General features: G+C 57.7%; 7 protein-coding genes. All 7 read left to right on the forward strand.

The window, feature by feature from the left end; genetic code table 11:
- The first annotated feature begins 7 nt into the window (after positions 1-7).
- The 7 genes from H6F59_RS24360 (at position 8) to H6F59_RS24390 (ending at position 14,024) form a co-directional block, all read left to right on the forward strand.
- The gene (locus H6F59_RS24360; protein ID WP_190707045.1) at positions 8-724 is read left to right on the forward strand and encodes a hypothetical protein; all 717 of its coding nucleotides are present in this window, start codon (positions 8-10) and stop codon (positions 722-724) included.
- A gap of 3 nt (positions 725-727) precedes the next feature.
- Positions 728-2,578: a hypothetical protein gene (locus H6F59_RS24365; RefSeq protein ID WP_190707048.1), complete on the forward strand. Its 1,851-nt coding sequence runs from the start codon at positions 728-730 to the stop codon at positions 2,576-2,578.
- Positions 2,575-3,105, forward strand: a complete 531-nt coding sequence (locus H6F59_RS24370) for a hypothetical protein (RefSeq protein ID WP_190707052.1) — start codon at positions 2,575-2,577, stop codon at positions 3,103-3,105. Before H6F59_RS24365 ends, H6F59_RS24370 begins: the two co-directional genes overlap by 4 nt.
- Positions 3,102-4,820, forward strand: a complete 1,719-nt coding sequence (locus tag H6F59_RS24375; protein ID WP_190707055.1) for a type IV secretory system conjugative DNA transfer family protein — start codon at positions 3,102-3,104, stop codon at positions 4,818-4,820. Before H6F59_RS24370 ends, H6F59_RS24375 begins: the two co-directional genes overlap by 4 nt.
- The gene (locus tag H6F59_RS24380) at positions 4,817-5,152 is read left to right on the forward strand and encodes a hypothetical protein (RefSeq protein WP_190707058.1); all 336 of its coding nucleotides are present in this window, start codon (positions 4,817-4,819) and stop codon (positions 5,150-5,152) included. The genes H6F59_RS24375 and H6F59_RS24380 overlap by 4 nt, the downstream gene beginning before the upstream one ends.
- The gene (locus H6F59_RS24385) at positions 5,149-6,678 is read left to right on the forward strand and encodes a hypothetical protein (protein WP_190707061.1); all 1,530 of its coding nucleotides are present in this window, start codon (positions 5,149-5,151) and stop codon (positions 6,676-6,678) included. Before H6F59_RS24380 ends, H6F59_RS24385 begins: the two co-directional genes overlap by 4 nt.
- Before the next feature lie 65 nt (positions 6,679-6,743).
- Positions 6,744-14,024 (forward strand): strawberry notch C-terminal domain-containing protein, encoded by a 7,281-nt coding sequence (locus H6F59_RS24390; protein WP_190707064.1) that lies wholly within the window; start codon positions 6,744-6,746, stop codon positions 14,022-14,024.
- The last annotated feature ends 338 nt before the right edge of the window (positions 14,025-14,362 follow it).

Consider the following 14,362-nt stretch of genomic DNA (forward strand, 5'->3'; position numbering starts at 1 on the left):
CAGGAAAATGATTCGACATTGGAAAACACTGATCCTATCCCTGGCTTTGGCAGGTCTCTCTACTCCAGCCTGGGCACAGGCCACCCGCACTATTTCAAACCGAGCTGCCAGAGGTGATCATGCCCCGGTCACCGTTGAGCTTCATCCAGGTCATGGGGTCACGCTCAACTTTCGCCCGGTAGGCGCGGTTGTGCATCGCGCCTGGCTCGATGATCCGTCTCAGGTGACGCTGAATTTTGACGATACTCGCTGCGCATTAGTAGCGGCACCGGGGGAGTGTGCAGCGACGGTAGTCCATCTGCGGCGGATTCAGCCCCTGGCCTTTCCAGGTTTACCTGCCACAGCGACGACCACGCTGACGGTCGTAACCGATAGCGACCTCTATACCTTTCAACTGGCCTTTCCTCAGTCAGGCGCACCCGCCTACAGCATTTTGGCGGTTCAACCCGATGCCCCGTCACCCTATGCCAGCGCCATTTTGACGACCCAGATCGCTAGCCCTGCCGGGGTGCAGTGGGTCGAGAGAGGGCTGCTCGAAGCTCAGCGTCGCAATCTGGTGGCAACTGGAGATCCACTCTGGGAACGAATTCAAGCCCTGCTGGAGCACCTCAGGCTGGGCCGACCACTGAGGGAATCCGCGCAAACTGCCGGGGTATCCGAAGCCTTGGTGGTGCGCCTAGTGGAGTTAGGCCGATCTGATTCTGGACTCACCCAAGGGAGATAACCCATGAATAAACGATTTCGACGACACCTTCAATGGTTGGGCCTGGTAGTCCTCGGACTGCTTACAGCAGGTTTAGTCTGGTTCAAACCTGCCTCGCAAGCCGCGACAGAACCCTGGATTCCCACTGTACCCGTGCAGTGGGATAAGCAGTACGCCCGAGTTCCTGACTGGTCGCAGCTAACTTTTGCTAACCTGCCGCCGCTACTGTCTGGTGGAGCTGTTGACATACCCGGCGACCTAGTCAGCAGCCTGGGCTACGACCCATCTCGTATCTGGCAAGCGGGGCAGTCGGTGGCTGAGGTGCTGAAGCTAGGTGATTTTCAGACCAGTCTCTACCCCCAGTTATTTAATCTCCAAACACTGGCTCAGATGGATCAAATCGACCTGAGCCAGGTGGCCCTGAGCGCTTTGGAGATGGTCGACTGGCAGCGGGTTGAGGATTTGGTCTCGGCGATTCCGGGGTTAGGCAATCTGCGGTTAGATCAGGTGCCTCCCCTGGATACTCTGGTCTCGGGAGTACTGCCGGTGTCGAGTTTACAAGGACTCAGCAGCCATGACTTATCTATTGCCAACCTGCTGGCCGAGTTTCCAGATCTGGGCCAACTGAGCCTGGGGCAACTGGGTAGTCAGCTCAATTCGTTTGCCCTGACCGATATTCCGGGACTCACCGGCATTTCCTTACAGAACTTTCGGGACTGGGGCAATAGCACCATGGGCGGGGTGCCGGGACTGGCGTCGGTGCCGTTGGATCAGATGCCCAATCCGCTCTCCGGGGCTGGGGCGATTGGTCAGATCGATATGGTCTATGGTCAAGCTGAAACCCAGCGGCAGACGACCATTTCAGGCAGTAAGCAGGCGGGGTTTCAGGTGCCTTGCGCGGACTCCTGCGCCCATGTGGAGTTTGCGGGTACTCCAGGTCTGCACGGGAAACAGTGGATTTCGGGACAGGCGCAGCAGGTGCCAGGGGGCGAAGGGTTTCTGTCGTTTGTCAATGGCGGTCAGGAGCCTACCGGGCGGCATCCCTTTGGCGATGCGTTCAAGGTGGCGCTGTGGGATGTGGATGAGTCCTCGGGCACGGTCAGCACCGCGCTGTTCTTTCGCATGTGTCAGCGGGGGGGCTTCTTGAGTCCGGATCTGGGTTGTACGCCTTACTTCATTGGCCCGGTGCCGTTTATGACCTACCGGGAAACCGATTTTATGATGGTAGGCACTGTAGATGGTGGAAGTGGTGGTCAGGCGGCTTCGAGTCTGCCCATGGTATCGGCGTCTCCTGGCGTCTTGGGCCAGACAGCTTTACAAAGAGCGCAACTACAAGCCGCTGATCTACCGGGTCTACAACCCTGTGGGAATGGCAACAGCGGACTCGATCTGGGAGCACTTTCCACTGCGATCGCTACCCTCAGCCGTTATCCCACCGTCATTGGCCCCTATGGCTGCGATGCTAAAGGCCACTGCGGTCGTCGGTTAGGCCAATACCCCCTAATGAGCTATCAGCCGGAGGTGAAGGCGATGATTGCGGCTCAACCCGGAGGGCAGGAGTTTCTCAAGCGGGTCGAGTCTGGGGCTCAGGTTAATGCTGATGAGGTGGAGCGGTTTTTGCCCACAGCGACCCAAACCCATCTGGTAAAGGAATCCTTGCAGGCTATTGCTGAACAAGCTCAAAGAAATGGGCTGTCGGATGCCGCCCTGATTGAGCGCATTGGCCAGCACTATTTCGGAGGCCCAGGAGTGCCGGTCGAAGGCACAGTGGCTGACATTCAGGGCCAAGTGTTTCTCGCTCCTCAAACGGCTTCCTTAAGTCAGGCCTATGCCCAGGCCAAAGGCTGTATGGCTCAAGGAGGTGACCAGGGATGAAACGAGTCTTGCGTGCCAAACCCCTTCCGGTCAGCCTGGTGATGCTTGTGGCTCTGGCTATTTGGCTCTGGCCTCGACCATCTCAGATGGACTGGCGCTTAGCTCAAGAGGTGGCTCCCCTGCCTTTGCTCAGTCAGATGATGCAGGACAACCTCAGCCCTACTTTTCCGGTCGATCCGGGTCAGATGCAGATGTGCAAGGTGCAGGTTGCAGGCCAACGTCAGCCGCTGTACTTGGTGGATTCTCGGGTTGAAGGAAGGGAAATGCAGCCGCTCTGTGGAGCGATTGGCTGTGCCTTCTTTGCCTATATTCCCCAGAACACTGACTTTCAGCGGGTACTGGCCACCTATCTCAATCCCCACGTACCGCCAGGCCGGAGCCTAATTGAGCCGACGATAACCGTAGAACATGGCTTACCTCGACTGGTGGTGAACCAGTTGAGTGCCGAAGGCTTGCAGCAATACACCTTGGGCTTCAACGGTCAGGCCTACGAGATTCAGCAAATCGACACCTTGGCAGGATCATGACGACCTCCTCTCAACCCCAAAGCCCTCTGGATCTCAGCATCCTACGGGATACTGCTCAACCCTTCTTGGATTCCAGCATGGGTACTCTGCTGCTCGGCCTGGTGGTGCTGTGGGTGGGGATGAGTCTGTTTGGCAACAGCACCAACAAGAACAAGCTGGCGACCGGGCGCTTTGCAGGTAACGCCGAACGGCGACGGGCGAAAGCTCTGGGGCGCAAGCAGCAAAAGCAGCGGCATCCAGCCAAAGTACCACTCAAAGCTGGGGATCTCGATATTCCCCAAGCCCAGCAAAGTATTGTGGTAGCCGGAGCACCGGACTCGGGGAAAACCTACAGCATCATTGATCCGGCGATTCGCTCGGCGATCGCTCAGGGCTTCCCCATCGTGGTCTACGATTTCAAAGGCAGTCAGCTCGCGGCCCATGCCGCCTGGGCCTCCAGCCAGGGGTATCAAGTCGATGTGTTTGCGCCAGGTCAGCCCTACACCGGCATCTGCAACCCCCTAGATTTTCTTGAAGATGAAACCGATGCCCTGATGGCCTCGCAGCTCGCGGCGGTGCTGCAAAAGAATACCCAGCGGGACGGTGGCTACCGGGATAACGACTTTTTCAATAGTGCCGGTACGAATCTGGTCGAGGCGGTGATGCTGCTGGCCAAGCGCACGCCCTACCCCGACCTGCTGATGGCGAACAAAATCTTGAACCTTTCCAACCTGCCAGGGCGCATCCGACAGGCGGGAGAGTCGGGATGGATTCCGCCCTGGACGATGGAGAGTTTTAACCAGCTGATTGCCTCGGAGGAAGCTGATAAGCAGATTGCGGGGATTGTCGCCACCGCCCAGCGCACGTTCAAAACGTTTACCGGCAAGCAGTTGGTGTCCAGCTTCTGCGGCAAGACCACTATTCCGCTGGATATGACTGGCAAGCGCATTCTGTTTTTGCAGGTAGATATCCAAAAGCGCGATGCCGTCAGCCCCCTGCTAGCGGCCATCCTCCACCTGATCGTCACCCGCAACTTTGCCCGGTCTCGATCTGAACCGCTGGTGATCGCCCTCGATGAGTTACCGACGCTCTACCTGCCGGATCTACCCAAGTGGATCAACGAGTTTCGCTCCTACGGGTTTGTGGCGCTGCTGGGCTACCAGAACTTTGCTCAACTCCAGCACATCTATGGGCGCGATCTGTCCAGGGCACTATTTGCCGCCTGTGGTACCAAGGTGTTCTTCAACCCCAAAGACAGGGAGACGGCTCAGGAGTTCTCGGGCTACCTGGGCGAAAAGGACGTGCGCATCTACACCCGCTCCCGCAGCCAGGGTCGCTACGGCAGTAATAGTCGTTCGGAGCAGTGCCAGCGGGTGCCGCTGATGACGGCGGATCAGATCCTGAAGCTGGATCAGGGGGAGTGTGTGTTTATCAACCCGGCCTACCGAGGCGGGGGCGAGGCGTTCGTACCGCTGCGGGTGCGGGTGAAGATTTCAAAAACAGAGCAGGCGATTCAAGCCAGGAGTGAATCCCTGTGGCACAGCACGGTGCAACAGAAACTCATCGCCCGCTGCCAACAGCAGCAGACCCTAACAGATTTAGATGACGAGAACCAAAAGCGCAAGGAAATCGCCGAGTGCTTGTTTCCTCTACCCCTGGGTGGCGGGCAGCCGCTATCAGGGCTATCTGCCAGTTCTGACATTACCGAAGACGAATTCGATGAGGCATTACGATGAACCACACTGTAACAACTTGGGGACTTTCCCCAAGGGCCACGTCGTTTTTAAGCCAGCACCCAGAGCAACTACCTGCACTGGCTGAAGCAAAAGCCTTACCGCCGTTACCCCCTGGCTATGTGCCAGAGGTAGTGGAGGTGTTGTTTGACGACTTGCCCTACCTCCGAGCGGTAAACGGAGAATTGATTTTTTCCAGAGACTGCCTGACTGACTACGAGCCTGGCTGCGTGGAATATCGCCTGGATGACCAACTAGCCTTTTTCCAAGTCGGCGGTGACGTGGTGGTTGACCGATTGGGTGGTCTGGCGCTGGTGCAGGGGAGGGTGGCATGAATCCCTTTGTGATTAGTCCCCAAGAAGCCCAGGCGATTCAGGAGGATGAGGTGCAGCTGGTGATGGCCTTGACCCAGGTCAGTCAGCGGTTAGCGATGACATTTAAACAATCACTGCCACTTCCCCCGATGGGTCAAGATGACTTGCGGATTCAGCTGGGGCAACGGGTGGTTTATGGTCAACTGGCCGATGGCACGATTCGGCGAGAGCTGAATCTCAATAGCTTGAAGGTGATTTTGGATGCCATTCAGCAGCCAGTCACTCCAGGCGTTGATCCAGATGTGTACAGGGGTAAAGTTCCAGCGATTGAGATCCGCGATCGCGGTGCTGTGCTGTTTCGTGAAGAACGGGATGGTGTCATTACCGTCAACCAAATTCAGATGCAGATTGGGGAGGCTGTTGAACAAGCTCGACCTACTGCTCCCAGTCCAGCCCTGAATGGGTGGAACGGGAAAACCCCTGACGCTCCATCGCCAGACCTGACGGTTGACCCAGAGGCTGTGACTCAGATCGCAGCCCGGCTGATCAACCCTCTCAACGAATCGAAACCTATCTACGATGCCGTCGCTGTAGGCGACTACCAGATCAAACAGAGTGGTCACCACCTGAGCGTTAGTCGGGATGACCAAGTGATTCTGGTAATGCGCGATGGGGCAGTGGTGTCCAACCAGTTGCAGGACGTTGACCGAGCGGCATTCCTGGAACTGGATACCCGGCTCTCCCCAGCCGTGGCCGCAGAAGCGGCTCTGCCAGAGCTATCCCAGAATGGTTCGACGCCTCCAGTATTGACCGTACTGAACCAGGCCGTGGAACAGTCAGGGGATAGTCCGACTAAGACCCTGCTGAAGGCGACGATAGAGCAGTGGCAAGGCCAGACTCTAGATGTCCGCGTGACTCAGTGGCTCAGTCAGCATCTGGAGAACCGACGTAATCAGCAGATGGCGCGGGCGGTGGTGGAGCTTTTTCAGCGGGGACACGAGCGTACCGGAGAAACCCTCTACCAAATCGGGGACTACAGCCTCAGCCGCAAAGCCAGTGGCGACTACAGCCTGCGTGATCAGAGGGGAGAACTGATGCAGGTGCGGGTGAGCAAGTCTACAGGACTAGGCCGGGGCATTGAGGTGGTATCGGTAGCCGAGCGGGTCAGCGATTTTCAGCGGCAGGAGTTGAGCCGCCTGCGCCACAACCGGGCCGCTATGCCCCAGGGCAAGCTGGATGTGGAAGCCGTCTATGCGGCTCGCACCCGCCGGGTCGAGCATACCGTACGGAACTTCCTCCAAAGCCACGTCTATGCCAATGCCTGGAATAAGGAGGGTGGCCAGTTCAAGCTGGAAGTGGGCAACGACGACCTGCTGCGCATTACCGATAAGTGGGGGCGAGGGGTGGTGTTTGAACGCCACCACAGCAACGTGGTCTCCCGGCTGAACCAGCAGGATTTGCTCCACTTCGAGCGGTTGGAGCAGCGGATGCAGCTAGTGAAACAGCAAACCCATCGTCAGCCTAAGGCCCAGATGGAGCTGGGCTGAGCCACCACCGCAATCAGGGATTCTCCGGCATCTACCAAGACCGTCCGTTCCCGGAGACCATCACCATGGGCCATCCTCAGTTGGCTGAGGCCTATGCGTCCTACTTCCTATCAGGTCAGGGCTTTGGCTCCATTGTCGAAGCTCGACGGTTTGCGGCGGCGGTGCTGGGGGAGGCGGTGCAGCCAGGGACAGCGTTGGCCAAGGTAGTCGATGAATCTGTTGAGGCTGCTGTGGTCAGGGCCGGGCAGCAGATGGTCGGGGGTTCTCAGACGACTCACGAGGCCTACGATCGCCTGGTGGACTTGCTCCAGCAACAGCCCAACTTGAGCGTACGGTCATCGACTTCGGTGCTGCAACAGGCCTACAGTACGCCGATTCCAATTGCTTACCTGGCCTCTGTGCTCGGGGGCATAAATGCGGAAACCACCGTGTACGAGCCCACGGCTGGCAATGGAGCGCTGCTGATTGGGGCCAATCCATATCGGGTGACTGCCAATGAGCTAAATCCAGATCGCTGGGCTGAACTGCAAACCCGAGGCTTTCGCCAGCTCACCCAGGCCGATGCCCTGACCTATAAGCCTGAGACCCAAGTGGATGTGGTCATCTGTAACCCGCCCTTTGGAGTAGTCAAAGACGAGCAGCGCCACACCCGCCGATTCCCCATCGCCGACACCTGGACAACTCAAATAGACCAGGTGATCGCCCTGAAGGCGTTGACGGTGATGAAGGAGGGTGGTCGAGCCGTACTGATTTTAGGAGGCAAGCAAGGTCGTGAAGGCGAACACCGCTCGGAGCGCTACAACAGCCGTGAGAGCCGAGCCTTCTATTACCTGCTGTATCGCCATCACCGGGTCACCCAGCATGTCTCCATCTGGGGTGACCTGTACCGGAAGCAGGGCGCGGGTTTTCCCATCGACGTAATTGTGATTGAGGGTAGGGGGCAATCAAAACGCCCCCTACCCGCCGCTGAAGTGCCTGCCATCTACACATCGTTTACTGAACTAAAGGAGTTGATTCTCAATGAACCTATCCACCAGGCCCGTTTCACCCTGGACGTACCCGTTCATGACCAGCCAGTATCCCAGCTTTCCCAACCTCTGGACATTGGAGGGCCTGGGAACGCTATTCATCGTCAAGGTGCCGCCACAGATGGAACAGTTGAGCGAAGCGACTTACTTGCAGCTGATGCAAACTCGGCTAGACAGAATGATTCAGGACTCCATCTCGGAAACCTCTCAGATCGAGACGCAGCAACAGTTAGCCACCACCCTCAGCGAATTGGACTGGGCTCAGGAGATTCCGATACTGGAGCCGGACGAGGAGCCGGACTTGGCTCTGGAGTATTGGCGGCAGCAGTGGGCGGAGACCTTGATTCGGAACAACTGGCGGTTTCGGGAACGACTCGGCTATTACGGGGGGATCTTTCCGGTAACGCCCGTAACCCCCAGCTATCCGGATTACCTGGACTGGCTGAGCCTCCACGACGAGACCACGCTAGAGGCGTGGCTGAACGAACTGAGTCTGTAGCCCTTCACCCAGAACTCACCATGAATACTCCTCTTTCAACCGGCGAGGCTGTGACTTCGTCGGCAGACACTTACGATGTCCAGCCCCGGCAAGTGGCCTATGTGCCCAAAAGCAAGGGCTTTTCAACCCAGACTCTAATTCCCTTCAACATGGCCAGTGCGGCGCAGCAGGCGCTAGAGCGATTCGAGCAGCAGCACGGCGACATTGATGAGTACCTGGCCATTCGCCTGGGCTATGGCTCAGTGGCGGAGCTGCACGGCTACTTTAGCGCTGAACAGGTCGATGCTTCAGCTCTGGCGATCAGCAATATCGAGCGAGGAGCTGGGTTCATCACGGGAGACCAGACCGGCATTGGCAAGGGCCGCATCTGTGCCAGCATCATGCGCTATGCCCAGCAGCAGGGGAAGATTGCCCTGTTCATCACCAAGGACAAACCCCTCTATGCCGACATGATGCGGGATGTGGAGGATATTGGCCTGCGGCGGTTTACGCCCTTCATTACCGATAGTGGTACCGAGATTCCGCTGGCCAATGGGGCGGCGTTGAAGACGGCTGGGGCGGCCAAGCAGCAGGCAGAAATGCAGTCGATGATTCAACAGGGCAACCTGGGCCGCTACAGCGCGGTGTTCACCACCTACAGCCAGCTTCAGACGGTGGGAAAGAAAGAACCGCTGCGGCGGACGTTTCTGAGACGGATGGCTCCAAATGCGATCTTGATTCTGGATGAGGCCCACCAAGCGGGGGGCAGCAAGGGCGGGTGGAAGGAAGCGGGACCACCGGATCGGGCTGACTTTGTGCGGGAACTCATCGATCTGTCGTCGGGGGTATTTTATTCCTCGGCCACCTACGCTAAGCGGGCGGATGTGATGGATCTCTATGCCCGGCGCACCGATCTGCGGTTGGGTGTTAGCAGCATGACGGTGCTGGAGAACATCCTTACCCGTGGAGGTGTTCCCCTTCAGCAGATTGTCGCCAGCAAGTTTGTGGCTTCGGGGCAAATGCTACGGCGAGAGCGATCTTACGAGGGCATCTCGTTTCAGGCCAAAACGGTGCCGGTGGATCGGGAGGTGGCCGACGACTTCTCGGCGGCGATGCGGGCGATTAAGGATTTTGACCGGGCCAAGCAGAAGGCGGTAAAAGCGATCAGTAATGAGGCGAAGGCGGAAGCTAAAGCCTTAGGAGAAGATGGGGCGATTGGCGAGGTGGGAGCTAGGAGTACCAACTTCACCTCGTTGATGCACAACTGCATTGAGCAGGGCCTGTTGGCACAAAAGGCAAATGCGACGGTGGAGGAGGCGATTGCAGCCCTGAACCGGGGTGAGAAGCCCGTAATTACGGTGGCCAACACCATGGGTAGCTTCATTGAGGCCTATGCGGAGTCCCAAGATTTGAGCCCTGGGGATGCCATAAGCCTCTCCTTTGGGAATCTGCTAGAGCGGTATTTGGAGCGATCTAGAGATGTGGTGGTGACTGACTACCGGGGTCACTCTACTCGTCTCCGCCTCAGCGATGAGCAATTAGGGGGCGATGCCGTTCTGGCCTATGAAGAAGCCCTGGACTGTATTCGCGAGTCCGACTTCAGCAGCATTCCCATTAGCCCGATTGACTACATTGAGCAGCAGTTGGAGCGGGCAGGCTACCGGGTTACCGAAGTCACCGGGCGGACGGCGGGCATTGAGTATGGGGCTGACGGCGCTATGGCCTACAAGGTGCGGCTGGGGGAGGAAAAGACAGCCAAGGGCAGGATTGATGCGGTGGCCCGGTTCAACGCCGGGGATGCGGACGTCATCCTACTGAACTGTTCGGGCTCTACGGGGATTTCGCTGCACGCTTCGGAGAAGTTTGCTGACCAGCGGCCTCGCCACATGATTGTGGCCCAGGCGGAACGAGACATCAACGTGTTCATGCAAATGCTAGGCCGGGTGCATCGTACCGGGCAGGTGGCCTTGCCGAACTACACCTTATTGATGGGCGACCTCCCGGCAGAAAAACGACCGGGGGCGATCCTCTGTCGCAAGATGGCGAGCCTCAATGCCAACACGACGGCGGCGAGAGAGACGGATATCTCGCTCAACACCGTGGTGGATTTCATGAACCCCTACGGCGAGCAGGTGGTGACGGAGCTGTTGGCGGATGACCCGGAATTGAATGCCAAGCTAGATTTCCCTGCCGCCAAGGCTGAAAACGATGCCTCCGATATCGCCCTAATTAAGAAGGTGACGGGGAGGATCCCGCTGTTGCCCATTGCCGAACAGGAAGCGGTCTACAGCCTGATTGAGTCGGAGTACTGCGACCTGGTGGATCAGGCGCGGGCGATGGGGGAGAACATTCTGGAGGCCGAGCAGCTGGATCTCGATGCGCGTCCGCTGGCGCGGATGGAGGTGATGGCCGATGACAGCGAGACCGCTAGCGAGTTCACCGGGCCAGTGTATCTGGAGTTGGTGGAGGCGAAGAGTGAGAGTAAGCCGCTGACCCAGCTCCAGGCGATCAATGCGGTGCGTGAGTCGGTGGGGTTGGCGGAGGTGGCATCGGTGGACGCCCACGACGCTGAGGATCTGGGTGCAACGGCGCGTCAGCAGGTGGCGGCGACAATTACCGAGTTGGAAGCGCAGACGAACCAATATCGGCAGGCGGCGATCGCTCAAAAGCAAGACAGTAAAGCGATTGAGAAACTAAACGACCGCATTGAGCAACAGCTCATGCATGTCTCTGGCGTGTTGGAACAGTTCGTGCCGGGGACACCACTGCGGCTGGTGACACCAGCTAGTAAGACGATTCTCTATGGCGTGGTGGCCGGGGCCGATACCAAAAAGCGATCCGGGAGTCCGGCGGCACCGAACCGCTGGAAGTTGAGGATTTTGGTGGCGGATTCCGCCCGGCAGATTACGGTGCCCTTCTCCAAGTTCAACACGGGGCGGACGGGGGCGATCGATGCCACAGTTCAAACGGAGGACTGGTTTGGTAATAGCGTCTACTCGCTGTTCGACATGCAGCAGGAAGCAGGGCGGGTCAACCGGCAGATTTTTACCGGCAACTTGATTAAAGCGTTTGAGAAGTACTCCAACGGCAAGTTGGTGAACTACACCGACTATCGGGGCGAGGTCTGCCAGGGGCTGATTATGCCCAAGGGGTTTGATATTGAGTCGGAGCTGACCAAGGAGCCAGTGGCGTTTAAGGAGCCGCAGCAGGTGTTTCGCTTTCTTACAGAGCTGACCAACCGGCAGGGGACGGTGAAGACGTTGGATGAGTTGTTGTTGCTGAAGCCGCAGCAGGCGGGGGACGGGTTTATCCTGCAAGCGCCAAAGTCGAAAGAGTCGGGGGGGCGGTACTACCTGGATGAGGCACTGATTGTGGCGGCGGGGTCGGACTTTTACTCGGTCGCCGATCGCATGGAAGTCGTCATTCCCTCAGAGCGGCTGGAGCGGGTGCTGGGGGTGGTGATGCACCAGCGGAACTACACCCTGGCGGCGTTTGAGTTTAAGGAGGTGGCGCGGCAGTTGATGGGGGTGGCACTGCCGACGCTGGAGAAGGTGGAGATCCAGGAAGTGAAGCCCCCGGTTGTTTCTCAGCCGGTTGTGTCTGCGATCGCCAGCCAACCCAGGCTAGAACCAGAATCCGTAAAGTCAGCAGAAAATCTGGCGTTTCCAAATGTACCCAATCAGCCCTCGATGGGCCAACTGGAAAAGCGGATTCTACGGTTTTTGAGGAATGCGGGAATTGAGCAAGACGTAATGACTTCCCAGGAGTTTCATCTGCGGATTGAGAATGAGCCGTTTATTCCCCTGGTGGTGGAGCGGCAGGGGGATGAGCTGTACCTGACCCACTACCTGACTCAGAACGGCGATATGTTCATTGACTCGGAAATGGTGTTTCGGGTGCGCGGGGAGGGGCACATCGAGTTTAAGGAGACGGCGGTGCAGAGTCTGCGAGGTGGGGAGGCGCGTTTGCCCGATCGCGCTTTTGCTCAGATCTTCTCCAAAAACATTGTGCAGCAGGGGTTTGCAGAAGCAGTTCAGGCTCAGCTACAGGCCAAAGCGAAGCCCGAAGTGGCCTCGCAGGAAGCGGAGGATGAGCGATCGCCCATGCCCAGTGATATGCGGCAATACCTGGCGGTGAAAGACCAGTATCCCGATGCAATCGTCCTGGTGCAGTCGCCAGATCAACGGTTCTATGAGGCGTTCTTTGACGGCGCTCGACCCTTGATCGAGCATCTGGAGATGATTGGCACCAGCATGGAGTCGGGGGTAAAGGAACTCGGACGGGTACCGGTGGCGGGGTTCCCGATGGGGAGTCTGCACAAGTATTTGGGCAGGTTGACTCAGCAGGGGGAGGTGGTGATTGTGGATGGGGAGGGGGCGATCGCCGTCCACCCCCATCAACCGCCTACCCTTGTTGTGGAGGAACCACCGCAGCCTGAACCCGTAACCGTAGTCACTGCTTCAGCCACTGAAGAACCTGAATTTAAGGTGCAGAGCTTGTTTGATGTAGAACCCTTTCGGACGGGGCAACATGCTGGTCAGGGGCTACGACCTAGTCCAGAGCTGCTTTGGCAGCAGGAGCAAGCGGCGGCAATACCTGTGCAGAAGGCACCATCTCCCGATCCGCCTCAGCCCAGATCCACAAACCCTGTTCAGGGGCCAACGCTGCAAAAGGTTGCCGATGAGGTGCGAGGAGCAGATTTAGAGGATGTGGCGGCGCATTTAGGGCTGGAATGCGATCGCCACGACAAGCATAAGTGGCGCAATGGCGACCACATCGTCAGCATTAGTGGCCCACTGTTTATGGACTGGTTGGCCGATGCCGGGGGGCGAGGCGCGATCGACTTGGTAATGCATGTTCAAGGAGTGGAATTTAAAGAAGCGGTGGAGTGGCTGTCGGGTCGAGATTTCTCCCAACGACCGGCACAGGTGTCTAGCACTGCCCAGGCAAAAGACTCGGAACCTCGGGCGTTGGAGATGCCACGAAACTCTTCCATACGATGGAATGCGGTGCGGGAGTATTTGGTGGAGGGGCGCAATCTCCCGGCGGTACTGGTGGATCGGCTCAATGAGAGGGGCTTAATTTTTGCCGATGACCATCAGAATGCTGTATTTTTGCGCCATCAGTTGCAGGCCCAAACGTGGGGCCGGGGTGAGGTCATAGGGGCCAGTTTGAGAGGAACCTGGGGAGAGGAAAACCATTTCCACGGGTTAGCGCCAGGCTCGGCTAGAGACCAGGGCTGGTTTTGGATTGGTACGGGGCAAGGGCCAGTGAGTCGGGTGCTGCTAGTAGAGTCGCCCATTGATGCAATGTCGCTGGCGATGCTAGATCGGGCGCAGCGAGGGCCGGAGGGGGTGTCGATTTATCTCTCGACGGATGGCTCGGGTGGCGTGCCAGTTGAGGCACTCAAGACGGTGTTGCGGAATGGGGGACTGGTGGCGGCGGCGTTTGATGCGGATGTGGCGGGGGAGACTATGGCCTGGCGGGTTGCGCAGCAGGTGCCGGGGATTGAGCGGCTGACACCGAACCAGGGGAAGGACTGGAATGAGGTGTTGGTGCGACCGGAGGAGGGTGGCAATGGGTGGCAGCAAAGTCGCCCGGAGTTAGGGCAACTCTGGGGATGGCATGGGGCAGCAGTGGTACTGAGGAGACCAGAAGGGTATTTGAGCCGGATAACCGAGGTTGCTAGGGACGTCGCGAAGGGAAATCCACTGTCGGAAAAGGCAAAGGCAGCTATGCATCGAGACCTGGGCAGCGTTTCAAATTCGTTGATTCCAAAAGGTAGAGTCTCTGTCTCTCCCACAGCAAATCGGGCGACTAGGTTCGATCTGGGAAGATGAGCAGACGCATCTAGGCACTAGGCGCAATCAAGACCAGATCTGACACAATCTATACTCGCCCTTAATTGCTTTTTGGCTTCAACCGCTGCGGCGATTTTTGAGCCTAAACTGAATAGTAGCAGACCAGAATGAGGTCTTCTATTGCCTCTGGGTTAACATACTGATGAAGACTATTGCTTGTCTCTTGTAGCCACATTGGTAGTGACCATTTTGTTCTGGAATTAGGCTAGATGACAACTGTTGTCTCAGCAACTAGAAGACCATTTTTCTCCTCCAAGTTTTTGTCATGGAGGTATGAAACCTCAATCTTCACAGAAGTGGGTTCGTTATGATGAGCT

The sequence above is a fragment of the Nodosilinea sp. FACHB-141 genome (assembly GCF_014696135.1).
Taxonomy (GTDB): domain Bacteria; phylum Cyanobacteriota; class Cyanobacteriia; order Phormidesmidales; family Phormidesmidaceae; genus Nodosilinea.